This is a genomic window from Endozoicomonas sp. SCSIO W0465 (assembly GCF_023716865.1).
Lineage (GTDB): Bacteria > Pseudomonadota > Gammaproteobacteria > Pseudomonadales > Endozoicomonadaceae > Endozoicomonas.
On sequence record NZ_CP092417.1, the window covers coordinates 2,149,915 to 2,174,422 of the forward strand.

Annotated in this window: 21 protein-coding genes and 1 pseudogene; 15 read left to right on the top strand and 7 right to left on the bottom strand. The window is 48.8% G+C overall.

Going from position 1 to position 24,508, the window contains the following annotated elements; translation table 11 throughout:
- The first annotated feature begins 409 nt into the window (after positions 1-409).
- Positions 410-2,185 carry a hypothetical protein gene (locus tag MJO57_RS09360; protein ID WP_252024794.1) on the top strand — a complete coding sequence of 592 codons (1,776 nt, stop codon included), beginning with the start codon at positions 410-412 and terminating at the stop codon, positions 2,183-2,185.
- Between the two features lie 70 nt (positions 2,186-2,255).
- On the opposite strand, the gene MJO57_RS09365 is transcribed toward MJO57_RS09360, so the two are convergent.
- Positions 2,256-2,654 (bottom strand): hypothetical protein, encoded by a 399-nt coding sequence (locus MJO57_RS09365; RefSeq protein ID WP_252024796.1) that lies wholly within the window; start codon positions 2,652-2,654, stop codon positions 2,256-2,258.
- 398 nt (positions 2,655-3,052) lie between these two features.
- Positions 3,053-4,567, bottom strand: a complete 1,515-nt coding sequence (locus MJO57_RS09370; RefSeq protein WP_252017330.1) for an IS66 family transposase — start codon at positions 4,565-4,567, stop codon at positions 3,053-3,055.
- Between MJO57_RS09370 and MJO57_RS32700 the strand changes: the two genes are divergently transcribed.
- The 4 genes from MJO57_RS32700 to MJO57_RS09385 are packed head-to-tail and all read left to right on the top strand — an operon-like array spanning position 4,566 to position 7,961.
- Positions 4,566-4,691 carry a hypothetical protein gene (locus MJO57_RS32700; RefSeq protein WP_256493261.1) on the top strand — a complete coding sequence of 42 codons (126 nt, stop codon included), beginning with the start codon at positions 4,566-4,568 and terminating at the stop codon, positions 4,689-4,691. The genes MJO57_RS09370 and MJO57_RS32700 overlap by 2 nt on opposite strands.
- The gene (locus MJO57_RS09375) at positions 4,642-5,106 is read left to right on the top strand and encodes a hypothetical protein (RefSeq protein ID WP_252024798.1); all 465 of its coding nucleotides are present in this window, start codon (positions 4,642-4,644) and stop codon (positions 5,104-5,106) included. The genes MJO57_RS32700 and MJO57_RS09375 overlap by 50 nt, the downstream gene beginning before the upstream one ends.
- 23 nt (positions 5,107-5,129) lie before the next feature.
- On the top strand, positions 5,130-6,170 hold the full coding sequence (locus tag MJO57_RS09380) for an IS1595 family transposase (protein ID WP_252017335.1): 1,041 nt from the start codon (positions 5,130-5,132) through the stop codon (positions 6,168-6,170).
- Between the two features lie 48 nt (positions 6,171-6,218).
- Positions 6,219-7,961 carry a hypothetical protein gene (locus MJO57_RS09385; protein ID WP_252024800.1) on the top strand — a complete coding sequence of 581 codons (1,743 nt, stop codon included), beginning with the start codon at positions 6,219-6,221 and terminating at the stop codon, positions 7,959-7,961.
- Here the strand turns inward: MJO57_RS09385 and MJO57_RS09390 are convergent.
- Complete coding sequence (locus MJO57_RS09390; RefSeq protein ID WP_252024802.1) at positions 7,912-8,067, bottom strand: hypothetical protein; 156 nt, start codon at positions 8,065-8,067, stop codon at positions 7,912-7,914. The genes MJO57_RS09385 and MJO57_RS09390 overlap by 50 nt on opposite strands.
- On the opposite strand from MJO57_RS09390, the gene MJO57_RS09395 reads away from it, so the two are divergent.
- A complete protein-coding gene (locus MJO57_RS09395) occupies positions 8,066-9,580 on the top strand; it encodes an IS66 family transposase (protein WP_252017330.1) in 1,515 nt (504 codons plus the stop codon). The genes MJO57_RS09390 and MJO57_RS09395 overlap by 2 nt on opposite strands.
- Before the next feature lie 201 nt (positions 9,581-9,781).
- Here MJO57_RS09395 and MJO57_RS09400 read toward each other — a convergent pair whose 3' ends face one another.
- The 3 genes from MJO57_RS09400 to MJO57_RS09410 all read right to left on the bottom strand — a co-directional run bounded on the left by MJO57_RS09400 (position 9,782) and on the right by MJO57_RS09410 (position 12,791).
- Complete coding sequence (locus MJO57_RS09400; RefSeq protein ID WP_252024804.1) at positions 9,782-10,276, bottom strand: DUF2937 family protein; 495 nt, start codon at positions 10,274-10,276, stop codon at positions 9,782-9,784.
- A 147-nt stretch (positions 10,277-10,423) separates the two neighbouring features.
- Positions 10,424-11,206, bottom strand: a complete 783-nt coding sequence (locus tag MJO57_RS09405; RefSeq protein ID WP_252024806.1) for an SDR family NAD(P)-dependent oxidoreductase — start codon at positions 11,204-11,206, stop codon at positions 10,424-10,426.
- Between the two features lie 70 nt (positions 11,207-11,276).
- On the bottom strand, positions 11,277-12,791 hold the full coding sequence (locus tag MJO57_RS09410) for an IS66 family transposase (protein WP_252017330.1): 1,515 nt from the start codon (positions 12,789-12,791) through the stop codon (positions 11,277-11,279).
- Between the two features lie 221 nt (positions 12,792-13,012).
- Between MJO57_RS09410 and MJO57_RS09415 the strand changes: the two genes are divergently transcribed.
- From MJO57_RS09415 to MJO57_RS09445, 7 genes are all read left to right on the top strand, one after another.
- Positions 13,013-14,053: an IS1595 family transposase gene (locus MJO57_RS09415; RefSeq protein WP_252017335.1), complete on the top strand. Its 1,041-nt coding sequence runs from the start codon at positions 13,013-13,015 to the stop codon at positions 14,051-14,053.
- A gap of 182 nt (positions 14,054-14,235) precedes the next feature.
- Positions 14,236-14,802 (top strand): LysE/ArgO family amino acid transporter, encoded by a 567-nt coding sequence (locus MJO57_RS09420; RefSeq protein WP_252024807.1) that lies wholly within the window; start codon positions 14,236-14,238, stop codon positions 14,800-14,802.
- A gap of 108 nt (positions 14,803-14,910) precedes the next feature.
- Positions 14,911-15,462 carry a GNAT family N-acetyltransferase gene (locus MJO57_RS09425; RefSeq protein WP_252024809.1) on the top strand — a complete coding sequence of 184 codons (552 nt, stop codon included), beginning with the start codon at positions 14,911-14,913 and terminating at the stop codon, positions 15,460-15,462.
- Between the two features lie 418 nt (positions 15,463-15,880).
- A complete protein-coding gene (locus MJO57_RS09430; RefSeq protein ID WP_252024811.1) occupies positions 15,881-17,194 on the top strand; it encodes a dicarboxylate/amino acid:cation symporter in 1,314 nt (437 codons plus the stop codon).
- A gap of 117 nt (positions 17,195-17,311) precedes the next feature.
- Complete coding sequence (gene thiE / locus MJO57_RS09435; protein ID WP_252024813.1) at positions 17,312-17,956, top strand: thiamine phosphate synthase; 645 nt, start codon at positions 17,312-17,314, stop codon at positions 17,954-17,956.
- Between the two features lie 80 nt (positions 17,957-18,036).
- Entirely contained in the window at positions 18,037-19,332 is a 1,296-nt protein-coding gene (gene hemL, locus MJO57_RS09440) for a glutamate-1-semialdehyde 2,1-aminomutase (protein WP_252024815.1), read from the top strand.
- 131 nt (positions 19,333-19,463) lie between these two features.
- Positions 19,464-20,102, top strand: coding sequence for a hypothetical protein (locus tag MJO57_RS09445; RefSeq protein ID WP_252024817.1), 639 nt, complete (start codon positions 19,464-19,466; stop codon positions 20,100-20,102).
- Between the two features lie 433 nt (positions 20,103-20,535).
- On the opposite strand, the gene MJO57_RS09450 is transcribed toward MJO57_RS09445, so the two are convergent.
- Entirely contained in the window at positions 20,536-20,862 is a 327-nt protein-coding gene (locus tag MJO57_RS09450) for a DUF1820 family protein (protein ID WP_252024819.1), read from the bottom strand.
- 503 nt (positions 20,863-21,365) lie between these two features.
- Here MJO57_RS09450 and miaB point away from each other — a divergent pair.
- Positions 21,366-22,715: a tRNA (N6-isopentenyl adenosine(37)-C2)-methylthiotransferase MiaB gene (gene miaB, locus MJO57_RS09455; RefSeq protein ID WP_252024821.1), complete on the top strand. Its 1,350-nt coding sequence runs from the start codon at positions 21,366-21,368 to the stop codon at positions 22,713-22,715.
- Positions 22,716-22,835: 120 nt separating this feature from the next.
- A pseudogene (locus tag MJO57_RS09460) lies at positions 22,836-23,891 on the top strand (PhoH family protein); the annotation flags it as partial.
- Positions 23,892-24,508: the final 617 nt, after the last annotated feature.

Sequence of the window (24,508 nt, forward strand, 5' to 3'; positions counted from 1 at the left end):
TAGTGATCACACAACACCATCAATACCGTCAAGCTCTTTCTATTCAGGTCGGCACGTATCAAGACAAGAACCCATTGGGAACAGCCTCCCAACCATCGATAATTATGAGCCCCCTAAAGAAAAAGTATCTTTAAAGAGAAATGTTTCTCACATTGAAGATGCAGTACAGGATGAAAAATTAAAAAGAAAACGACTGGATCGTGAAAATGAGTATCAACAAGATTCACTGATAGCGACTCTAGATCAATTAAAGGGCCTTTGCCAGGAACGCAAAATCACCGTCAAACCAACGTTAGATAAGCTGGTTAATTCTTGTCCGAATGAGTCGAAAGTCCAACTGGTATCCAAGCTTGGCATTTATTTTAGTAGTGTGGAAAGAACCGTTAAAAACACGGGTACGATTACCAGCATGCTCTTGAAGGGCGAAGGAAGCTCTATAACAAAGAAAAACATTAACGAGTTCCTTAATATTGAAGACCCTGATGTACAAGCAACAGCATGTTATCCATTTATTACATCCATTTCTTCCATCTGTAATGGTAAAGGCTTTCCCAAAGCCGCGGACGTGGACGCGCTGCTGAAGCTACCGAGTCTCCAGAAGGATGGCCAACTTGACCGTCAACTGCTGAGCTCCATTTCTTCCATCTGTAATGGTAAAGGCTTTCCCAAAGCCGGGGACGTGGACACGCTGCTGAAGCTACCGAGCCTCCAGAAGGATGGCCAGCTTGACCGGCAACTGCTGAGCTCCATTTCTTCCATCTGTAATGGAAAAGGCTTTCCCAAAGCCGGGGACGTGGACAGGCTGCTGAAGCTACCGAGCCTCCAGAAGGATGGCCAGCTTGACCGGCAACTGCTGAGCTCTATTTCTTCCATCTGTAATAGTAAAGGCTTTCCCAAAGCCGGGGACGTGGACACGCTACTGAAGTTACCGGGCCTCCTCCAGAAGGATGGCCAGCTTGACCGGCAGCTGCTGAGCTCCATTTCTTCCATCTGTAATGGAAAAGGCTTTCCCAAAGCCGGGGACGTGGACACGCTGCTGAAGCTACCGATCCTCCAGAAGGATGGCCAGCTTGACCGGAAACTGCTGAGCTCCATTTCTTCCATGATGAGTAGCCGGGGCTTTCCCAAAGTCGGGGACGTGGACACGCTGCTGAAGCTACCGAGCCTCCAGAAGAATGGCCAGCTTGACCGGCAACTGCTAAGGTTAATTTCCTCCGTCTGTCATGGTAAAGGCTTTCCCAAAGCCGGGGACGTGGACACGCTGCTGAAGCTAACGAGCCTCCAGAAGGATGGCCAGCTTGACCGGCTACTACTGAGATCCATTTCTTCCATCTGTCATGGTAAAGGCTTTCCCAAAGCCGGAGACGTGAACACGCTGCTGAAGCTACCGAGCCTCCAGAAGGATGGCCAGCTTGACCGGCAACTGCTGAGCTCCATTTCTTCCATCTGTAATGGTAAAGGCTTTCCCAAGGCTGGGGACGTGGACACGCTGCTGAAGCTACCGAGCCTCCAGAAGGATGGCCAGCTTGATCGGCAACTGCTGAGCTCCATTTCTTCCATCTGTAATGGTAAAGGCTTTCCCAAAGCCGGGGACGTGGACACGCTGCTGAAGCTACCGAGCCTCCAGAAGGATGGCCAGCTTGATCGGCAACTGCTGAGCTCCATTTCTTCCATGATGAGTAGCCAGGGCCTTCCCAAAGCCGGGGACGTGAACACGCTGCTGAAGCTACCGGGCCTCCAGAAGGATGGCCAGCTTGACCGGCAACTGCTGAGCTCCATTTCTTCCATGATGAAAAGCCGGGGCTTTCCCAAAGCCGGGGACGTGGATACGCTGCTGAAGCTACCGAGCCTCCAGAAGGATGGCCAGCTTGACCGGAAACTGTTGAGCTCCATTTCTTCCATGATGAGTAGCCGGGGCTTTCCCAAAGCCGGGGACGTGGATACGCTGCTGAAGCTACCGAGCCTCCAGAAGGATGGTCGGCTTGACCGGCAACTGCTGAGCTCCATTTCTTCCATCTGTCATGGTAAAGGCTTTCCGAACGAGAAATTAGTTTCACGAATTATAGAATCTATAGGTCTCAAGAATCTGGAACTACCAGAATATATTGATGAATTCCTTTCATCAGAGAATTTTGATTTCGATGAAAACTTTTGGGATTCCCTTTCAATAGATGAAATACTCTGACTCTTATCAAAAATCATCTGTCTGGATATAACCTGAACAGCGAATACCTGTAGTCAACAGCTCATCTTTTTCAGTATGGAACTGCTTGTATCCTTTCGTAAGAAGCTGGCTGAATTTCCCACTGGAAATAGAGATTCCGAGGTTCCATTCCTGACTGATCCCTGCGGAACACCGGTGGCAGCAATGGGTATGGATTTTTCCGCCAATGACTTTCGGGGCTGTTTTCGCCGCTTTCTGGTTTCTCGTTGGGTTTTTTAACCTCCTGCTTTAGCAAGGTGTCTGAACTGGTCCCATCGGGAGGTTTGGTGCTCGGTTTGATGTCAGGCTTTGTTGGCAGTTTTTTTAGACGACGAATCTCGGCTTCAAGCAATTCTACCTGTTCTTTGAGCTGAATGATCTGCTCTTGCTGCTGAGTGATGAATCTCAGTAGATCTTCAGGTTGTAGCTGCTGGTGTTCTGAAAAAGCCATGCTGAGAGGATATACGACTGACCGAAGTTATCCTGCTTCCAGCGTTTTTTGAGAACTTACTGGTAAAAACACCGGATAAAATCTGACCATCGCTGCCGTCATAGCCTGAGTTGTGACGGTAATTCGATAATTAATGAACTAAAAGGCTGTTTCCTGTGTCTGAGCTGGCACGGTTTAATAAATAAAGTTTATAAATAATGATCCCACTCTATAATGAATCAAGTCTGGCGACGGGGAGTGCGAATTCCACAGGATTACCTTCTGGTAGTGATCACACAACACCATCAATACCGTCAAGCTCTTTCTATTCAGGTCGGCACGTATCAAGACAAGAACCCATTGGGAACAGCCTTCCAACCATCGATAATTATGAGCCCCCTAAAGAAAAAGTATCGTAACTATTCAGCACTGAGCAAAGGCATATTACAGTAATTCCGAACAGCTCTATGAAGTGATTGATATATGTCCATTCCCTGTTTTCTGGCAGACGACAAATAGCTGCGAATCCGTGCAAACATAGAACCACCGTCTGCACTCCTGAAGCAGCCTGAGATTTTCTGCTTTAACTTGGCCATTCGAACATCCCGCTCACTGCCATTGTTATCGAAGGGAATGGTAAAATCTGACATGAAGCGCAGTGTCTCAGCCTTGAACTCAGTGAGTCGTTTGAAGAGATTGTAAGCTTTAGTATTCTTGACTTTCTTGCGCTTAAGCTCCTCTCGTTGCTTCTCCATATAGACGACTTCTTTCATTAGAGCCCGCTGAAGCAACCGGTCATAAATCTTCTCGATTCGTTCACAGACAACACTTGGCATCTGTAGCATACCTATGGTCTTAAAGCCCTTGCAGTAATGCCAGGAAAGCCTCAGTAGCTTCATCAATCGCAACGCCAGTTGATTGCTGTCCCTATCAACAACACCCAAAAGCTCCCTCAGGTGATGGGCATTGCAAAGTACGTGAGTTGCCGCATATGCAAAATAGGATTTCCAATGATCATGAACCAGAACGCCTGCAAATGTTAGCAGTATGCCCATCGTGTCCATGGCCTCACGACCTCGCTTTTCAGACAAGTAGTAGAGCGTCCATTGTTCATCCCGCATAACGTGTAGCCAGTGCAAAGAGCCCTCGGCCCGCATACCCGTTTCATCGGCTCCGGCAACAGACGATTCCCGCAAGGCGTCACGAATAACCTCTTCAGTAGAAGCCAGATTTTCATAGGTTCTGGCCACAAAATTGGCGACAGTGCCTGCACTTACACTCATTTTATAGAGAGTATTAAAATACTCTGACACGCGCTTAAAAGGCAGGAAATGGTATTGGTTAAGATAGACGGCCATAGCCTGTGTGGCTGAGCCATATTGTGCGGCAGCGGTAACACCTTCCGGGAATTCAGCCTGATTCCGACAACCACAAGTGCAGATTTTTACTTCAGCTCTATGGGCCGTTACTTCAAATTCACCCGGTCTCCCTGGTTCAAACACCTGTCGTTCAATATATTTGACCGGCTCACTATCAAGAAGAGACGCCTGACATTTATTGCATTCTTTAACCGGAAGGTACTCAATATAGTCAGGGATATCGACCTGTTTAAGACAAGTGCCCTGATGCCCTTTCTTTCCACCGGCTTTATTACCAGAAGACTGTCTCAGACTTTTAGGATTGGGTTTTTCATCCGATGGATCGGTACCTTTATCTGCGGAAAGGTCGTCAGAATGATCTGGAGAATTACTGTTTTTACAAGGTTTTTGATAACCATCAGACGATGGCGGCTTGCTGCTGTTTTGACTGTTCTTGCCAACCTTTTCTTCCAATTCTCGACATCGCTCTTCCAGACAGGCAACTCTCATCCGCAGCTCTGCATTCTCTTTCAAGAGAATCTCAGCCGACATAGTTGCGGGTAGTTCTGGAATCATGCTGGCGAATATTGTGGAAAAATGGTGCTTAAGAGGATGGTATAAAAATCAGAAAATTCCAGATTTATGTGGGGGTGCTGAACAGTTACAAAGTATCTTTAAAGAGAAATGTTTCTCACATTGAAGATGCAGTACAGGATGAAAAATTAAAAAGAAAACGACCGGATCGTGAAAATGAGTATCAACAAGATTCATTGATAGCGACTCTAGATCAATTAAAGGGCCTTTGCCAGGAACGCAAAATCACCGTCAAACCAACGCTGGATAAGCTGGTTAATTCTTGCCCGAATGAGTCGAAAGTCCAACTGATATCCAAGCTTGGCATTTATTTTAGTAGTGTGGAAAGCACAGTTAAAAACACGGGTACGATTACCAGCATGCTCTTGAAGGGTGAAGGTAGCTCAAGAACAAAGAAAAACATTAACGACTTTTTGATTATTGAAAACCCTGATGTACAAGCAATAGCATGTTATCCATTTATTACATCCATTTCTTCGGCTAAGTTACCGTTAATGGTTGAATCAGCTAAACTCCCATAAAATCTACGTTGTAGGGGAGTGATATGCAATCTGAACTCTTCCAGAATTTTATTGATTCCATTTCAACATTAACCAGTGAACAGCGAGACATTCTTAACAACTCGCTCCTTAGTACTCAAATAGAGGTTACCGAGGTAGTAGAAACCACTGACTCTGAACCTGTTTACAGTGAATCTATACCCAATAACGATAATGCAACACCTGACGTAGAAAAGAGCATACTTGCCCAATTCGCCGAAAACCCCAGGTGCCCCAAATGCAAAAGCCATAGCGTTGGTCGCTGGGGCATACGAAATGGCCGACAGCGCTACCACTGCAAGACTTGCGACTCAACGTTTAACGCCTTTAGTGGAACGCCTTTGGCAAGGCTCAGGCACCCTGAAAAATGGAACAAGTACCTCGCAGGTATGACTCACTCTATGGTCTTGCGACCAGCTGCTGCTGAGAATGCCATTGACTTGAAAACTGCGTTCCGCTGGCGTCACCGCTTTCTTGAAGTGATTAATAATGATCAAGCAGAAGAGCTTTGTGGCATTACTGAGCTTGATGAAACATTTTTCCGTGAATCCTTCAAAGGGCAAAGAGAAGGCCTTCCACGGCCAACCCGAAAGCGGGGTAATGATCCCAACAAAGCCCGAAAAGTCCCGGTAATGGTGGCTCGGGACCGTAATCGAAATACCGTTGACGGTGTATTAGAAAACGAAAGTGCTAATGAATTGTGCAGGCATTTAAATGGCCGCATATCGATACAGGCCACGGTCTGTGCGGATGCACACCTCGCTCACGAAAAACTTGCTGACAAGCTTGGATTTGTCTTCAAGGAGCTGGTGACATCAGCAGGTCAACATGTTGTTGAAGGCATCTACCACATCCAGACTGTAAATTCTTATCACAGTCATTTAAAACGCTGGATTGGTGGCGTATTCCAAGGGGTTGCAACTCGTTACCTTCCCCATTATCTGGCCTGGAGGCGAGAACTGACGGCAGCAAAAAAATTAACTGTTGGCCGGTTGATCAGCAGAATTACTGAACATTGGTGCTTCCAACCATTAACGGTAACTTAGCCCATTTCTTCCATCTGTAATGGTAAAGGCTTTCCCAAAGCCGGGGACGTGGACACGCTGCTGAAGCTACCGAGCCTCCAGAAGAATGGCCAGCTTGACCGGCAACTGCTGAGTTCCATTTCTTCCATGATGAGTAGCCGGGGCTTTCCCAAAGCCGGGGACGTGGACACGCTGCTGAAGCTACCGAGCCTCCAGAAGGATGGCCAGCTTGACCGGCAACTGCTGAGCTCCATTTCTTCCATGATGAGTAGCCGGGGCTTTCCCAAAGCCGGGGACGTGGACACGCTGCTGAAGCTACCGAGCCTCCAGAATAATGGCCAGCCTGACCAGCAACTGCTGAGCTCCATTTCTTCCATCTGTCATGGTAAAGGCTGTCCCGAAGCCGGGGACGTGGACTCGCTGCTGAAGCTACCGAGCCTCCAGAAGGATGGCCAGCTTGACCGGCAACTGCTGAGTTCCATTTCTTCTATCTGTAATGGTAAAGGCTTTCCCAAAGCCGGGGACGTGGACACGCTGTTGAAGCTACCGAGCCTCCAGAAGGAGGGCCAGCTTGACCGGCAACTGCTGAGTTCCATTTCTTCTATCTGTAATGGTAAAGGCTTTCCCAAAGCCGGGGACGTGGACACGCTGCTGAAGCTACCGAGCCTCCAGAAGGATGGCCAACTTGACCGTCAACTGCTGAGCTCCATTTCTTCCATCTGTAATGGTAAAGGCTTTCCCAAAGCCGGGGACGTGGACACGCTGCTGAAGCTACCGAGCCTCCAGAAGGATGGCCGGCTTGACCGGCAACTGCTGAGCTCCATTTCTTCCATCTGTCATGGTAAAGGCTTTCCCAAAGCCGGGGAAGTGGACACGCTGCTGAAGCTACCGAGCCTCCAGAAGGATGGCCAGCTTGACCGGCAACTGCTGAGTTCCATTTCTTCTATCTGTAATGGTAAAGGCTTTCCCAAAGCCGCGGACGTGGACACGCTTCTGAAGCTACCGAGCCTCCAAAAGGATGGCCAGCTTGACCGGCAACTGCTGAGCTCCATTTCTTCCATGATGAGTAGCCGGGGCTTTCCCAAAGCCGGGGACGTTGACACGCTGCTTAAGCTACCGAGCCTCCGGAGGGATGGCCAGCTTGACCGGCAATTGTTGAACTCCATTTCTTCCATGATGAGTAGCCGGGGCTTTCCCAAAGCCGGGGAAGTGGACATGCTGCTGGACATGCTGCTGAAGCTACCGAGCCTCCGGAAGGATGGCCAGCTTGACCGGCAACTGCTGAGTTCCATTTCTTCCATGATGAGTAGCCGGGGCTTTCCCAAAGCCGGGGATGTGGACACGCTGCTGAAGCTACCGAGCCTCCACAAGAATGGCCAGCTTGACCGGCAACTGCTGAGCTGCATTTCTTCCATGATGATAAGCCGGGGCTTTCCCAAAACCGGGGATATAAACACGCTGCTGAAGCTACCAGACCTCCAGAAGGATGGCCAGCTTGACCGGCAACTGCTGAGCTCCATTTCTTCCATGATGAGTAGCCGGGGCTTTCCCAAAGCCGGGGACGTGGATACGCTGCTGAAGCTACCGAGCCTCCAGAAGGATGGCCAGCTTGACCGGCAACTGCTGAGATCCATTTCTTCCATCTGTCATGGTAAAGGCTTTCCGAACGAGAATTTTGTTTCACGAATTATAGAATCTATAGGTCTCAAGAATCTGGAACTACCAGAATATATTGATGAACTCCTTTCATCAGAGAATTTTGTTATCGATGAAAACTTTTGGGATTCACTTTCAATAGATGAAATACTCTGACTCTTATCAAAAATCGTAACTGTTCAGCACCCCCACATAAATCTGGAATTTTCTGATTTTTATACCATCCTCTTAAGCACCATTTTTCCACAATATTCGCCAGCATGATTCCAGAACTACCCGCAACTATGTCGGCTGAGATTCTCTTGAAAGAGAATGCAGAGCTGCGGATGAGAGTTGCCTGTCTGGAAGAGCGATGTCGAGAATTGGAAGAAAAGGTTGGCAAGAACAGTCAAAACAGCAGCAAGCCGCCATCGTCTGATGGTTATCAAAAACCTTGTAAAAACAGTAATTCTCCAGATCATTCTGACGACCTTTCCGCAGATAAAGGTACCGATCCATCGGATGAAAAACCCAATCCTAAAAGTCTGAGACAGTCTTCTGGTAATAAAGCCGGTGGAAAGAAAGGGCATCAGGGCACTTGTCTTAAACAGGTCGATATCCCTGACTATATTGAGTACCTTCCGGTTAAAGAATGCAATAAATGTCAGGCGTCTCTTCTTGATAGTGAGCCGGTCAAATATATTGAACGACAGGTGTTTGAACCAGGGAGACCGGGTGAATTTGAAGTAACGGCCCATAGAGCTGAAGTAAAAATCTGCACTTGTGGTTGTCGGAATCAGGCTGAATTCCCGGAAGGTGTTACCGCTGCCGCACAATATGGCTCAGCCACACAGGCTATGGCCGTCTATCTTAACCAATACCATTTCCTGCCTTTTAAGCGCGTGTCAGAGTATTTTAATACTCTCTATAAAATGAGTGTAAGTGCAGGCACTGTCGCCAATTTTGTGGCCAGAACCTATGAAAATCTGGCTTCTACTGAAGAGGTTATTCGTGACGCCTTGCGGGAATCGTCTGTTGCCGGAGCCGATGAAACGGGTATGCGGGCCGAGGGCTCTTTGCACTGGCTACACGTTATGCGGGATGAACAATGGACGCTCTACTACTTGTCTGAAAAGCGAGGTCGTGAGGCCATGGACACGATGGGCATACTGCTAACATTTGCAGGCGTTCTGGTTCATGATCATTGGAAATCCTATTTTGCATATGCGGCAACTCACGTACTTTGCAATGCCCATCACCTGAGGGAGCTTTTGGGTGTTGTTGATAGGGACAGCAATCAACTGGCGTTGCGATTGATGAAGCTACTGAGGCTTTCCTGGCATTACTGCAAGGGCTTTAAGACCATAGGTATGCTACAGATGCCAAGTGTTGTCTGTGAACGAATCGAGAAGATTTATGACCGGTTGCTTCAGCGGGCTCTAATGAAAGAAGTCGTCTATATGGAGAAGCAACGAGAGGAGCTTAAGCGCAAGAAAGTCAAGAATACTAAAGCTTACAATCTCTTCAAACGACTCACTGAGTTCAAGGCTGAGACACTGCGCTTCATGTCAGATTTTACCATTCCCTTCGATAACAATGGCAGTGAGCGGGATGTTCGAATGGCCAAGTTAAAGCAGAAAATCTCAGGCTGCTTCAGGAGTGCAGACGGTGGTTCTATGTTTGCACGGATTCGCAGCTATTTGTCGTCTGCCAGAAAACAGGGAATGGACATATATCAATCACTTCATAGAGCTGTTCGGAATTACTGTAATATGCCTTTGCTCAGTGCTGAATAGTTACCAAAAATCATTTATCGAGGTCCATGGGTGGTGGAGTAAACTTACGAAGTTTTCCCGACTTTTGCTGTCTGTGCTCTCGAACCAGGCAAAGGATCCGTTATTGATGATGTTGCAGTAACGTGATATTGGTGCAGAACGCAGGCCTGCAGCATTGGCCCGTAATGATGTCCATAAAGCCATGCTGAGAGGTAGTCTGACTCAGGCTCTGGCGCTGCTGAATGCCCTCATTTTCAAAGGCAGGGTCAACAAAGTACTCAGTAGCAGTGCAGTCAGCACACTGTAAACCAGATCATTTATTGACAGTGGAATGCCCGGCTTAAAGTTTTCCAGTACTTTTTCCAGCGTTCTCCACTGTTTGGGTGAACTGATAAACCAGGCCCGCTCAAAGTAGTTGCCGTTAATTAAAGTAGCCAGTGATTGGGTCAGTTCTTTATAGTCCTGCAATGTCTGCTGCTTTTGTCGGGCATCGTCTTTTATCAAGGCATTAGGATTCTGTAACAGATCATTAATCATCCCGAATTCATCAGGGTATCCATGCCTGGCTGCCGTGTTGCGGAAACCTTCAACCTGGTGTCTTGTCGCTTCGTAGTAGCCACTCAGGTATTGCACATAGTGGTCAGACACCACAGGAACCTGCATTGCGATCAACATTAAGCCGCCAAACAGTAGTTTATCGAGTAAGTTAACAATCAAGTTTGCTCCTGTTTATCCATTGGATAACGATTCACCCCATTCCTTTTATCTTATTATATCCACCCGCTGTAGCAAGGGATCAGGAGGCAATGCAGTTCACGTTTTCTACCGGGATACCTGATCGGGTCAGTGCCCGATCAAAAGACCCTACTGACAGGTATAGCCGCCATCAACCGGCACCAGCGCACCGGTCATAAAGCTGTTTTCAGAAGACAACAGGTAACAGGCCAGACTGGCAATTTCGGCGGGTTTGGCAATTCGTTTCATTGGTTGGGCCGTTTTCAACCGGTTAAGCGTTTCTGTCTCACTGACACCACTCAGCTGGTTTAATTCGCCAACCGCATTTTTCAGAATACCGGTTTCACAGGTTCCCGGGCAGATACAGTTCACCCGGATGTTAAAGGGTGCGTAATCAATAGCTGTGCTTTTTGCCAGCTGAGCAACGGCGCCTTTACTCATGCCATAGACCGCACTGCTACCTTTGCCAACAAACGATTGGTCAGACCCCATGAGCAGAACTGATCCACATTGCTGTTTTCTCATCACGGGAAGCACTGTTTTTAAGAGGTAGAAAATACCGAAACAATTAACACCGATGACTCTCTGCATCTCTTCAACCGTCGTGTCTTCAATCGTTCCAACCTTATGAATACCGGCATTGGCAAAGAGAGCATCGATTTTCCCTTCAGCGGCAGTGATACTTTGGACAGCATTCTGAACCTGGTCAAAACTGGACACATCACAGTGAATAAACCTGGAACCTACGGCTTCCGAGTCAACGATATCGAGGTTATACACTCTGGCTCCTTCCCCGGAAAGCCTTTGACCTGTTGCCAAACCAATCCCCGAAGTGCCACCACTGACTATCACTACTTTATGTTGAAATCGCATCACTACCCATCCCATCGGGAAAGGCTCAAGAATAGTCACAGCCTGACATTTCAGCCATCCGCTTTTTGTCTGTTATGCTTCCCGGTGGAAATACATTCGCTGATTGTAACTATTCAGCACTGAGCAAAGGCATATTACAGTAATTCCGAACAGCTCTATGAAGTGATTGATATATGTCCATTCCCTGTTTTCTGGCAGACGACAAATAGCTGCGAATCCGTGCAAACATAGAACCACCGTCTGCACTCCTGAAGCAGCCTGAGATTTTCTGCTTTAACTTGGCCATTCGAACATCCCGCTCACTGCCATTGTTATCGAAGGGAATGGTAAAATCTGACATGAAGCGCAGTGTCTCAGCCTTGAACTCAGTGAGTCGTTTGAAGAGATTGTAAGCTTTAGTATTCTTGACTTTCTTGCGCTTAAGCTCCTCTCGTTGCTTCTCCATATAGACGACTTCTTTCATTAGAGCCCGCTGAAGCAACCGGTCATAAATCTTCTCGATTCGTTCACAGACAACACTTGGCATCTGTAGCATACCTATGGTCTTAAAGCCCTTGCAGTAATGCCAGGAAAGCCTCAGTAGCTTCATCAATCGCAACGCCAGTTGATTGCTGTCCCTATCAACAACACCCAAAAGCTCCCTCAGGTGATGGGCATTGCAAAGTACGTGAGTTGCCGCATATGCAAAATAGGATTTCCAATGATCATGAACCAGAACGCCTGCAAATGTTAGCAGTATGCCCATCGTGTCCATGGCCTCACGACCTCGCTTTTCAGACAAGTAGTAGAGCGTCCATTGTTCATCCCGCATAACGTGTAGCCAGTGCAAAGAGCCCTCGGCCCGCATACCCGTTTCATCGGCTCCGGCAACAGACGATTCCCGCAAGGCGTCACGAATAACCTCTTCAGTAGAAGCCAGATTTTCATAGGTTCTGGCCACAAAATTGGCGACAGTGCCTGCACTTACACTCATTTTATAGAGAGTATTAAAATACTCTGACACGCGCTTAAAAGGCAGGAAATGGTATTGGTTAAGATAGACGGCCATAGCCTGTGTGGCTGAGCCATATTGTGCGGCAGCGGTAACACCTTCCGGGAATTCAGCCTGATTCCGACAACCACAAGTGCAGATTTTTACTTCAGCTCTATGGGCCGTTACTTCAAATTCACCCGGTCTCCCTGGTTCAAACACCTGTCGTTCAATATATTTGACCGGCTCACTATCAAGAAGAGACGCCTGACATTTATTGCATTCTTTAACCGGAAGGTACTCAATATAGTCAGGGATATCGACCTGTTTAAGACAAGTGCCCTGATGCCCTTTCTTTCCACCGGCTTTATTACCAGAAGACTGTCTCAGACTTTTAGGATTGGGTTTTTCATCCGATGGATCGGTACCTTTATCTGCGGAAAGGTCGTCAGAATGATCTGGAGAATTACTGTTTTTACAAGGTTTTTGATAACCATCAGACGATGGCGGCTTGCTGCTGTTTTGACTGTTCTTGCCAACCTTTTCTTCCAATTCTCGACATCGCTCTTCCAGACAGGCAACTCTCATCCGCAGCTCTGCATTCTCTTTCAAGAGAATCTCAGCCGACATAGTTGCGGGTAGTTCTGGAATCATGCTGGCGAATATTGTGGAAAAATGGTGCTTAAGAGGATGGTATAAAAATCAGAAAATTCCAGATTTATGTGGGGGTGCTGAACAGTTACCGCTGATTTAATCAATAAGTAGCTGGCCATATGGAATCGAATATTTCTGGCTTCTTGGGCTGGTACGGCTAAGTTACCGTTAATGGTTGAATCAGCTAAACTCCCATAAAATCTACGTTGTAGGGGAGTGATATGCAATCTGAACTCTTCCAGAATTTTATTGATTCCATTTCAACATTAACCAGTGAACAGCGAGACATTCTTAACAACTCGCTCCTTAGTACTCAAATAGAGGTTACCGAGGTAGTAGAAACCACTGACTCTGAACCTGTTTACAGTGAATCTATACCCAATAACGATAATGCAACACCTGACGTAGAAAAGAGCATACTTGCCCAATTTGCCGAAAACCCCAGGTGCCCCAAATGCAAAAGCCATAGCGTTGGTCGCTGGGGCATACGAAATGGCCGACAGCGCTACCACTGCAAGACTTGCGACTCAACGTTTAACGCCTTTAGTGGAACGCCTTTGGCAAGGCTCAGGCACCCTGAAAAATGGAACAAGTACCTCGCAGGTATGACTCACTCTATGGTCTTGCGACCAGCTGCTGCTGAGAATGCCATTGACTTGAAAACTGCGTTCCGCTGGCGTCACCGCTTTCTTGAAGTGATTAATAATGATCAAGCAGAAGAGCTTTGTGGCATTACTGAGCTTGATGAAACATTTTTCCGTGAATCCTTCAAAGGGCAAAGAGAAGGCCTTCCACGGCCAACCCGAAAGCGGGGTAATGATCCCAACAAAGCCCGAAAAGTCCCGGTAATGGTGGCTCGGGACCGTAATCGAAATACCGTTGACGGTGTATTAGAAAACGAAAGTGCTAATGAATTGTGCAGGCATTTAAATGGCCGCATATCGATACAGGCCACGGTCTGTGCGGATGCACACCTCGCTCACGAAAAACTTGCTGACAAGCTTGGATTTGTCTTCAAGGAGCTGGTGACATCAGCAGGTCAACATGTTGTTGAAGGCATCTACCACATCCAGACTGTAAATTCTTATCACAGTCATTTAAAACGCTGGATTGGCGGCGTATTCCAAGGGGTTGCAACTCGTTACCTTCCCCATTATCTGGCCTGGAGGCGAGAACTGACGGCAGCAAAAAAATTAACTGTTGGCCGGTTGATCAGCAGAATTACTGAACATTGGTGCTTCCAACCATTAACGGTAACTTAGCCGGCTGGTACTATGTGAGGCGCAACGGAGGAAGCATAGCCGTAGCTATGTGACCGGAGTTGTAACGAAGCAGAGTGCCGGCACAAGGAGTCAGAAATATATGATTTCATATGGTTAGCTACTTACTCTACTAACTCAAGGTCGTTACGTTGTCTGCATATCTTTCCGGTTTCTCTCTCAGCTTGTCATTAATCCTGGCCATTGGTTCTCAAAATGCCTTTATATTAAAACAGGGAATCAGGAAGCATTGTGTGTTTCTGGTCTGTCTGCTCTGTGCATTTTCCGATGCGCTGCTGATTTCTCTGGGCGTTGCTGGCTTTGGCGTGGTGGTTGAACAGTTCCCGGAAATTGAGGTATTTGCCCGCTACGGGGGAGCGGCTTTTCTTTTTGGCTATGCCCTGTTGAGTTTCCGCTCTGCTTTCACCGAAACCCATGCCCTTGATGAAAATGCCAGTATTCCACAATCCAAATGGAAGACCATAGCCCTCTGCCTGGCTTTTACCTGGCTGAACCCGCATGTGTATTTGGATACTGTCGTGCTTCTGGGTTCCATCTCAACCCAGTATGAAGGGCAGCAGCTGGAGTTTTTGCTGGGGGCCATCACTGCCTCTTTCACGTTCTTTTTCAGCCTGGGCTATGGTGCCCGACTGCTAAGTCCGCTGTTTGAAAACCCGAAATCCTGGCAAGTACTGGAATTTGTTGTGGGCCTGACCATGCTGACCATTGCCAGTTCTCTCGTACTCATCTGAACTGTTTTTTTCGAAACGTCACTTGACCTGGCTATTGCTTCATGGTTTATCGTGCCACCTGTCCGGAAACAGCCAGATGCAATGTGATTTTTCAGGAGGCGTAGAAACGTGGAGTTTTCAGTTTACAACCCAGACGAAATTGACGAGATCAGACAGCTTTTTACCAAGACCTTTACTGACTCGGAAAGTGAAGCAGAAGGAGCCATGGTCAGCAATCTTGCCTATGAGCTACTGACTACAACGGACAACCATGACCTGTTTGTGTTTGTTGCCCGGGACATTGATCGGAACCATGGGGAACGGGTTGCAGGTTGCATTATCTTTTCCCGGCTAACCTTTGCCAGTGGTATCAATGCCTTTCTGTTGTCTCCAGTGGCCGTCAGCACCGATTATCAGGGAAAAGGCACTGGTCAGGCATTAATTAACTTTGGTCTGAACACATTAAAAGATCATGGTGTTGTGTTGGTGCTAACTTACGGTGATCCCAACTATTATTGCCGTACAGGGTTTGCGCCGGTTAGCGAAACCGTGATCAAGGCACCACTACCTTTGTCCCACCCGGAAGGCTGGTTAGGGCAGTCGCTGCTCAGTAGGGAGATTGAGCCAATCGATGGTAAACCACAATGTGTCGAGGCGATGAATAAACCTGAAATCTGGTAATCAGGGAAAAGGACAGTCAGCTGGCCTGCCCTGTTTTGTTCAATAATTGCGTTCAACAATTGCGTTCAACAAATTTGTTCAACAATTTGTTCAACAACAACCCCAAATGACCCTGGTGGCAGGTATCGCACCAGTTTCACGGATGATTTTTTCCACCGCATGAGCAGTTACAACGCTTTCAAGCTATGGCATATAATGACTCAGAATGGAGGTCAACCCTTCGAATCTCAGCAAAAACCTGCCGTGGGAACACCGTTAAGAAACTCGACAAATTTCATCTAAAATGAGGATTTACCCAAAAAAAACATCAAATTTTAATCTTTGATGGGAACTTGTTACTGAAAAAACGTTCCAAATAAGTATTGGGGGCATTAGTCAGCAGAGCCGTTTCACTGTTATTTTGAGTGGAGAATGTACGATGCAGAAAAATCTAGCCCCTCAGATACTGATTGCCCTGATATTGGGAGTGGTCACTGGCATCATAATCCAGTTGACTGCCTCCACAGAAGGTATGATTCAGGAATACCTGGTCAGAGGCCTCTTTCACGCCGTTGGTGTGATGTTCGTGGCAATGATAAAAATGCTGGTTGTCCCCCTGGTTTTTGTCTCCATTGTCCACGCTGTGTGCAGCCTTAATGACATTACTCAGGTGGGTCGACTGGGTGCCAAGACCTTTGGCATCTATCTGGGCAACACTTTCTTTGCCCTTCTGTCAGCCATTGTTATCACATTGATTATTGCTCCGGGCACTGGAGCCAATCTTGGCCATGTGGATCAACTGGTTCGCTCTGGCCAGTCTGAACTCCCATCGCTACTGAATATGATTATCAATGTAGTGCCAGTAAACCCTTTTCAGGCGGTGGTAGAAGGCAATATTCTGCAAATTCTCTTTATGGCGATTATTACCGGTGTTGCCATCAAGAAGCTGGAAAATCACGAAACTCACAGTGTCAGCAACGCTATTTCCCTGGCTAACAGCGTCATGATGAAACTGATTGGCATGGTCATGAGTTTGGCGCCCTATGGCGTTTTCTTTCTGACCGCCAAACTGGCCGCTACACTGAACGGCAGTAGCATTTTAAGTGTGCTTTCCTATGTGGTGACCTGTCTGTTGATAATGAGCCTCTGGCTGTTTGTCATTTATCCGGTACTGATAGGGTTGGTCATTAAACGCTCTCCGATGGTGTTTATCCGCAACACCCGTGAACAAGTAATTTTTGCCCTCTCTACCGCCAGCTCCAACGCTTCAATCCCCATTACTTACCAGACACTGATCGAAAAGTTCAAGGTTCCGGAGCATATCGCCGGCTTCACGGTTCCTTTGGGAGCAACCATTAATATGTCTGGTTCTGCTATTTACATGAGCGTTGCAGCCCTGTTTGTGGCCAATGCCTGGCATGTTGACCTGACCCTGCTGGAAATGGGCACCATGGGATTTACCACCTTTCTTCTGGCCGTCGCTACGGGCGGTATACCCGGCGGAGCGGCTGTCTCTACCGGTGTCCTGCTTCACACCATGGGGCTTCCGGTTGAATCCATGGCGATTATTCTTGCGACTGACCGGATTACTGATGCTGGCTGCACTGTCACCAACGTCGTCGGCAATACGGTTGCAGGCATTCTCTGTTCAGTGGGTGAAGCCGATCCCAAAACCAGCGAAGAAAACTCATCAGCCAATAAGTGCGTTGCTATCGATTCTGATGCGTTATCCGGAAAGCCAGACCTTTGTTAGAACACCTTAAACTGAACCGGATAAAATGCTGACCTCATGACTAATAATGAACGCCCTTAAAGACAAGGGCAGCAAACTGGTATACTCTGCCGGTTATTTAGCAATTGGGTATGGACCATGCATAGATTTCACGGCCTGTACGGTGTTACTGATAGTCAACTGCAGCCCGATGACAGAATACTGATTGAGACAGTAGAACAGGCCCTGATGGGTGGAATGAAAGTTCTTCAATACCGCGATAAAAGCCTTGATTCCGGTAAAAGACTGCGACAGGCCGGAGCATTGAAGGTTCTCTGCCATCAATACCAGGCCTTGCTGATCATCAATGATGACATTGAGTTAGCTCTTGATGTAGAGGCAGACGGGGTTCACCTTGGCCAACAGGATGAAAGTCTTGCCTATGCCAGGGAGCGGTTGGGTGATTACGCTATGATCGGTATCAGCTGCGAGAACTCTCTGGAAAAAGCAAAAGCAGCCGTTGAGCAGGGTGCCAACTATATTGCTTTTGGTAATTTCTTCCCTTCCCGAACCAAGCCCGATGCAAAAAATGCTGAGCTCTCCATTCTTACAGAAGCCCGACAAATGTTCGAACTGCCCATCGTTGCCATTGGGGGTATCACGCTGGAAAATGCCGCTGAGGTCATTTCTGCCGGTGCTGATATGGTTGCCGTTGTTAATAATCTGTTTGCGGCGCAGAATATCCGGGACCGGTCCCAGAGTTTTATTACTTTGTTTAACGATACTCAGCGTAAAGCTGTTTAATCTCCCGCAATCGCCAAATAAAGAATAGCTGCTACAACATCGAGTTTAGGCTGCACAGCGTATAGTAAGGAATTGCCACCATGTCTCGTTCTGAAGAACTATTTGAAGATGCCCTGACGGTCATCCCCGGGGGGGTAAACTCACCGGTCAGAGCCTTTAAAGGCGTTGGCGGTAAGCCCATCTTTTTTAAGAAAGCCCGTGGTGCGCATCTCTATGATGTGGATGGCAGGGAATATATTGACTACATCGGCTCCTGGGGTCCTATGATCCTGGGTCACAATCACCCGGATGTCATCGCTGCGGTACGTGATCAGGCACTGGCCGGGCTGAGCTTTGGTGCACCAACCGAGCTGGAAACCCGGCTGGCCAAGAGGGTGCGGGAGATGGTTCCTTCCATGGAGCTTCTGCGCATGGTCAACTCCGGTACTGAAGCGACCATGAGTGCTATTCGTCTGGCTCGCGGTTTTACTGGCCGTGATCGAATCGTCAAGTTTGAAGGTTGCTACCACGGCCACTCCGACTCCCTGCTGGTAAAAGCTGGTTCTGGTGCACTGACGCTGGGTGTGCCCAATTCACCGGGCGTACCCGCTGCACTGGCCGAAAAAACCATTACCCTGACCTACAACAACCTTGCAGAGGTTGAAGAAACCTTCAGGCAGGTAGGCCATGACATTGCCTGCATCATCATTGAACCGGTGGCTGGCAACATGAACTGCATTCCACCAGTCCCGGGCTTTCTGGAAGGATTGCGTAAGCTGTGTGATGAATACGACACTGTTCTTATATTCGATGAAGTTATGACGGGTTTCCGTGTTGCCCTGGGTGGTGCCCAGGCCTATTACGGCGTAAAACCCGATCTCACAACGCTGGGAAAAATTATTGGTGGTGGCCTGCCAGTGGGTGCTTTTGGCGGTCGAAGGGACATTATGGAGCACCTGGCACCGCTGGGGCCTGTGTACCAGGCCGGAACACTTTCTGGTAACCCTCTGGCTATGGCTGCCGGTCTGGCCACACTGGAAAATCTCTCCACCCATGGCTTTCATGAAACCCTGACGGAGAAAACTGCTGCACTTTTGACAGGTCTCAGGGAAAAAGCAGAAGTCGCTGGTATTCCTTTCACCACATCCCAGGCAGGCGGCATGTTTGGTCTATTTTTCACAGGTCAGCATAGTGCCGGCAACAGCATAGACAGCTTTACCAAAGTAATGTCGTGTAATACCGAGCGTTACGGCAAATTCTTCCATGGCATGCTGGATAATGGCGTATACTTGGCACCCTCAGCATTTGAGGCCGGATTCATATCCATTGCCCACGGCCAGGCAGAACTGGATGCCACCTTGAAGGCGGCAGAGAAAGCATTTGCCCGACTGAACTGATTCAGCAGATAGAGAACGAGGTATTACTATCCTGCCTCGTCTGTTAAGTAGCTGGCCATATGGAATCGAATATTTCTGGCTACTTATTTCCAGATAGAAAATAATTCAATGGTTACACCGTTTTGCAAACTATGAGTTCTCTGGCCATTTCCGATGCAGTGCTGGCTTTTGCCTGCCTTTTTGCTGTTTTCCTGATGGCACAGCAAAAGGTTTTTGCTGAAGTGCATCGCATTTCTGCCACTGCAGCCCTGTTTGGATTCCTGCTAATGGCACTGGCATCCATTACTGGCAGCGTGCGTTATGGTATCTCCAGTGCATGGTCAGGCCCCCACGATATGCTGGTGAATGCCGCCATGTTTCTTGCCCCGCCACTGACAGGCATTGCTACCTGTCTTGGCGTTACCGTCAGCAGCTGGAGTCGGGCTGCCTGGGGCAGGCTGATATTGGGCGTGTGCATTGTTTACGAAGTCTGTCGATGGTTTGGGGTGGACATCATTTACCGTGACCTGCAAATGGCTGTATTGCTGCTTTTCGCGTTATATCTGCTATTCCGCTCATCGGTGGAGTCAGGTCCCAAGTGGCTGATCATCGCTGCTGCTTCCAGCTATTTTACCGGTGCACTGGTCATCGGTACCGAAGGCACACTGGCCGGCTATCTGAGGCTGGATTTGTTCCGGTACCTGGTTGGTCTTGGTAATCTTCTTCTGAGCAGCGGACTCTATCTACACTTTAAAAACCGTTATCCAAATGATCAGCAGGTATCTGCCTGACCATCCGATTGCACTAGAAAAACACCCACTGTTGTAAACCCCGCTTTTATCCGCCCGCCTTTGGTTAACGGACCAGCCATTTAGAATGAGAAGCCGGCTAAAACGAAAAGCCGGTTAAAACGAAAAGACGGCCACGGATTCCCACGCGCTGGAGGGTGTCGCAAAACCCTCGTTCCCACGCTTTTAGGCCCTGTAGGTCCCGCGTGGGAACGCATACGGATCTGGCAGCATGAGAAAGAGCCACTGCCTGGTAGGGTTTTCGGGGGCTCCATGCGAGTATGGTATTTGTGGCGGGATCGGTATGCATTCCCACGCAGAGCGTGGGAACGAGATGTCCGGAGTGTTCGGAGGGTTTTGCGACAACCTCCAGAGCGTGGGAACGAGGTGTCCGGAGGGTTTTTCTACAACCTCGCTGCGTGGGAATCCAGCGGCTTCAATCCCTGCAAGGCAAATGGGGCATCACGGGAAAAGGTCGGACATTATCACCTTTTGCTTCGGAGACCTTGCCAGTCCCCTCTTTTTCCACCTCATCAATACGAATAATGGTATTCAGTGGAATGTAACTGCGCTTTACCCCTTCAAAGGCTGCCTTCAGTTTCTCCTCACCCGGGTCAACCAGCAGCTGACTGCGCTCACCGAAGACAAACTCCTCAACCTCAATAAAGCCCCAGAGTTCGCTCTGGAAGATCTGCCGGGCATAGATTTCAAACACTTCGCCCTGATTTTGAAAAATTACACGGAAAATGGGGGTTTTCGCCATTAGGTTCTAATACCACGTTAATTCTGCCCAAGCGTTTTACGGCTTAAGCTGACCATAGGATTTCTGGGCGCAGATCATAACACAAAGCCTGACCGCAATGGTTTGCCTAAATACTGGAAATGTACAAACCTGACAAGATCTATTATTCGTCATCCCACGGCCAGACTCTGCAATGACCACAATCCAGCCTTTGTAATCACGGTTTAACCCGGCACATCATTGACTATCCTCCATGGTGCAGGGTAGCTATAATGCCCGATTTATAAACAACGTTTATGAACAACAGGCTTAACCTCGCGGCAGGTTTGAGCCCTCCAGGAGGCTGTCCGAGAATAGACTGCCCTACTGTGGTGGCAGCAAATTGGTCTAAAAATTCCGTTTTGTTCGGCAAATAGCCCCGCTATTCACCTCACAAAACGAAATTTTTATCCTCAATTTTCTGCCATCCTCGCTACGGGCGCTATTCTCGGACAGCCTCCCGGCACAAGCCAGTAAAGTGTGAAATGAGCAAAAAACTGTATATCAAGACCCATGGTTGCCAGATGAACGAGTACGATTCCGCCCGCATGGCCGATCTGCTCGGAGAGACCCATACCCTGGAGCTGACGGACAACCCGGAAGAGGCGGATGTCCTGCTGGTGAATACTTGTTCCGTTCGGGAAAAGGCCCAGGAAAAGCTCTTTCACCAGCTAGGTCGCTGGCGCAAACTCAAAGAAAAGAACCCGGACCTGATCATCGGCGTAGGCGGCTGCGTTGCCAGCCAGGAAGGCGATGAGATCCGTAAACGTGCGCCCCAGGTTGATGTGGTGTTTGGCCCGCAGACCCTGCACCGTTTGCCGGAAATGATTGATGCCAGCAAGGCCAACCACATTCCTGTGGTGGACGTCACCTTCCCGGAAATTGAAAAGTTTGACCGTCTGCCAGAACCCAGTGTGGATGGTCCAACGGCCTTTGTTTCCATTATGGAAGGTTGCGACAAGTACTGCACTTACTGCATCGTTCCCTATACCCGTGGTGCGGAAATCAGCCGTCCCATGGATGACGTTATTGCTGAATGTTATGGCCTGGCCGAAAAAGGCGTCCGGGAAATCAACCTGCTGGGGCAAAACGTCAACGCCTATCGGGGTGAAAAACACGATGGCACCGTCTGTGACCTGGCAGAACTGATTACCCTGGTGGCCGCTATTGACGGGATTGACCGTATCCGTTTTACCACCTCTCACCCACTGGAGTTTTCCGACAGTCTGGTGAATGTCTACGCCGACGTTCCCGAGCTGGTCAGCCATCTGCACCTGCCGGTACAGAGCGGTTCTGACCGGGTCCTGCAATTGATGAAGCGGGATCACACGGCGGAAGATTACCTGAAAAAAATCCGCCAGCTGCTGGCGATCCGTCCTGACCTGAAGCTCTCTTCAGACTTTATTGTCGGCTTCCCGGGAGAAACCGATCAGGACTTTGAAGACACTATGAACCTGATTGCTGAAGTGGGCTTTGATGCCTCTTTCAGCTTCATCTTCAGTAAGCGTCCTGGCACTCCGGCTTCTGATATGGAAGATAATGTTCCCGAGGAAGTGAAAAAACAGCGTTTGCAAATTCTTCAGAACCGCATTAACCAGCAGGTTATTCAGATCAGCCGCCGTCTGGTAGGCAGCACCCAGAAGATCCTGGTGACCGGTTACTCCAGGAAAGATCCGGGGCAATTATCAGGACGTACCGAGTGCAACCGGGTAGTGAACTTCCAGTGTAGTGATCCTCACCTGATTGGCCATTTTGCGGATATTGAGATTGTTGAAGCGTTGCCGCACTCTCTGCGTGGTACGCTGATCAGTTCTGAGCTGGACAGTGTTGCCTGATTAACCGGAAAAGAGGCTTAACGCCTCTTTTTTTCCAATGGAAATCCTGACTGGCTTACACTCAGAGACCATCGTAATATCTTACCTGAATCCACTTGCAGTAAAGGCTGAACACTGACTTTGAATACCAAAACACAAGGACAGGACTTTTCCCACGCCTCTGGCCATCACGCCACTGATCAAAACGTCTGCCGCTTTTCTCTTGAGCCTGATGAGCCGTCGAGATTCGCGGAACTCTGCGGACAATTCAATCAGCATCTGAAACAGATCGAAGAGCGGCTCGGCGTCACCATCCGCCACCGGGGTAATGCCTTTGCCATCAGTGGCGACAATGGCCGCGCTGATGTAGCTGGTGAGGTATTAAAGCGACTGTTCAGAGAAACCGGTAAGGACGAACCACTCAGCCCGAACACGGTTCATCTGTTCCTGCAGGAATCCGCCATTGAGTGGATACATGAAGAGCCCGAAGACAAGCTGATCTCACTGCGCACCCGTAAAGGCCTGATTACGCCCCGGGGGCCTAACCAGCAGAGCTATGTAAAGTCGATTCTGCAGCACGACATCAATTTCGGCATCGGCCCTGCAGGCACCGGCAAAACCTATCTGGCCGTTGCCGCTGCAGTGCAGGCGCTGGAAGAAGAACAGATCAGGCGTATCCTCCTTGTTCGCCCTGCCGTTGAAGCTGGAGAAAAACTGGGCTTCTTGCCAGGAGACCTGTCCCAGAAAATCGATCCTTATCTAAGGCCACTCTACGATGCCCTTTATGAAATGCTGGGTTTTGAGCGTGTTGACCGCCTGATAGAGAAAAATGTGATTGAAGTTGCCCCACTGGCCTATATGCGTGGTCGTACACTCAATAATTCATTTATTATTCTTGATGAGTCCCAGAACACCACTCAGGAGCAGATGAAGATGTTCCTGACCCGTATCGGCTTTGGCTCTACTGCCGTGATTACCGGTGATATTACCCAGGTTGATTTACCAAGAGGCACCCGCTCCGGTCTGGCCAGCGCTATTGACGTTCTCAAGGGGGTAGAAGGCATTGGCTTTATCTGGTTTACGGCCAAGGACGTGGTTCGCCATCCCCTGGTGCAAAGGATCGTTCAGGCCTATGACCGTTTCGATAAACTGACCCAGGAGCAGTCAACAGGCAAAGGTACACGACCTGCCAGGAAACCTTCTACGCCCAAAGCTGAAGGCTCTTTACCCACTGAAGGCTCTCTACCGGCTAAAGGCTCTCTACCGGCTAAAGGCTCTCTACCGGCTAAAGGCTCTCTACCGGCTAAAGGCTCTCTACCGGCTAAAGGCTCTCTACCGGCTAAAGGCTCTCTACCGGCTAAAGGCTCTCTACCGGCTAAAGGCTCTCTACCGGCTAAAGGCTCTCTACCGGCTAAAGGCTCTCTACCGGCTAAAGGCTCTCTACCGGCTAAAGGCTCTCTACCGGCTAAAGGCTCTCTACCGGCTAAAGGCTCTCTACCGGCTAAAGGCTCTCTACCGGCTAAAGGCTCTCTACCGGCTAAAGGCTCTCTACCGGCTAAAGGCTCTCTACCGGCTAAAGGCTCTCTACCGGCTAAAGGCTCTCTACCGGCTAAAGGCTCTCTACCGGCTAAAGGCTCTCTACCGGCTAAAGGCTCTCTACCGGCTAAAGGCTCTCTACCGGCTAAAGGCTCTCTACCGGCTAAAGGCTCTCTACCGGCTAAAGGCTCTCTACCGGCTAAAGGCTCTCTACCGGCTAAAGGCTCTCTACCGGCTAAAGGCTCTCTACCGGCTAAAGGCTCTCTACCGGCTAAAGG

Bases quoted from the DNA above. Each gene is read 5' to 3' on its own strand.
- MJO57_RS32700 (WP_256493261.1), top strand. From the start codon at position 4,566: ATGCTGGCGAATATTGTGGAAAAATGGTGCTTAAGAGGATGGTATAAA.
- MJO57_RS09370 (WP_252017330.1), bottom strand. From the start codon at position 4,567: ATGATTCCAGAACTACCCGCAACTATGTCGGCTGAGATTCTCTTGAAA.
- miaB (WP_252024821.1), top strand. From the start codon at position 21,366: ATGAGCAAAAAACTGTATATCAAGACCCATGGTTGCCAGATGAACGAG.
- thiE (WP_252024813.1), top strand. From the start codon at position 17,312: ATGCATAGATTTCACGGCCTGTACGGTGTTACTGATAGTCAACTGCAG.
- MJO57_RS09430 (WP_252024811.1), top strand. From the start codon at position 15,881: ATGCAGAAAAATCTAGCCCCTCAGATACTGATTGCCCTGATATTGGGA.
- MJO57_RS09360 (WP_252024794.1), top strand. From the start codon at position 410: ATGCTCTTGAAGGGCGAAGGAAGCTCTATAACAAAGAAAAACATTAAC.
- MJO57_RS09445 (WP_252024817.1), top strand. From the start codon at position 19,464: ATGAGTTCTCTGGCCATTTCCGATGCAGTGCTGGCTTTTGCCTGCCTT.
- MJO57_RS09390 (WP_252024802.1), bottom strand. From the start codon at position 8,067: ATGCTGGCGAATATTGTGGAAAAATGGTGCTTAAGAGGATGGTATAAA.
- MJO57_RS09410 (WP_252017330.1), bottom strand. From the start codon at position 12,791: ATGATTCCAGAACTACCCGCAACTATGTCGGCTGAGATTCTCTTGAAA.
- MJO57_RS09450 (WP_252024819.1), bottom strand. From the start codon at position 20,862: ATGGCGAAAACCCCCATTTTCCGTGTAATTTTTCAAAATCAGGGCGAA.
- MJO57_RS09365 (WP_252024796.1), bottom strand. From the start codon at position 2,654: ATGGCTTTTTCAGAACACCAGCAGCTACAACCTGAAGATCTACTGAGA.
- MJO57_RS09380 (WP_252017335.1), top strand. From the start codon at position 5,130: ATGCAATCTGAACTCTTCCAGAATTTTATTGATTCCATTTCAACATTA.
- MJO57_RS09415 (WP_252017335.1), top strand. From the start codon at position 13,013: ATGCAATCTGAACTCTTCCAGAATTTTATTGATTCCATTTCAACATTA.
- MJO57_RS09395 (WP_252017330.1), top strand. From the start codon at position 8,066: ATGATTCCAGAACTACCCGCAACTATGTCGGCTGAGATTCTCTTGAAA.
- hemL (WP_252024815.1), top strand. From the start codon at position 18,037: ATGTCTCGTTCTGAAGAACTATTTGAAGATGCCCTGACGGTCATCCCC.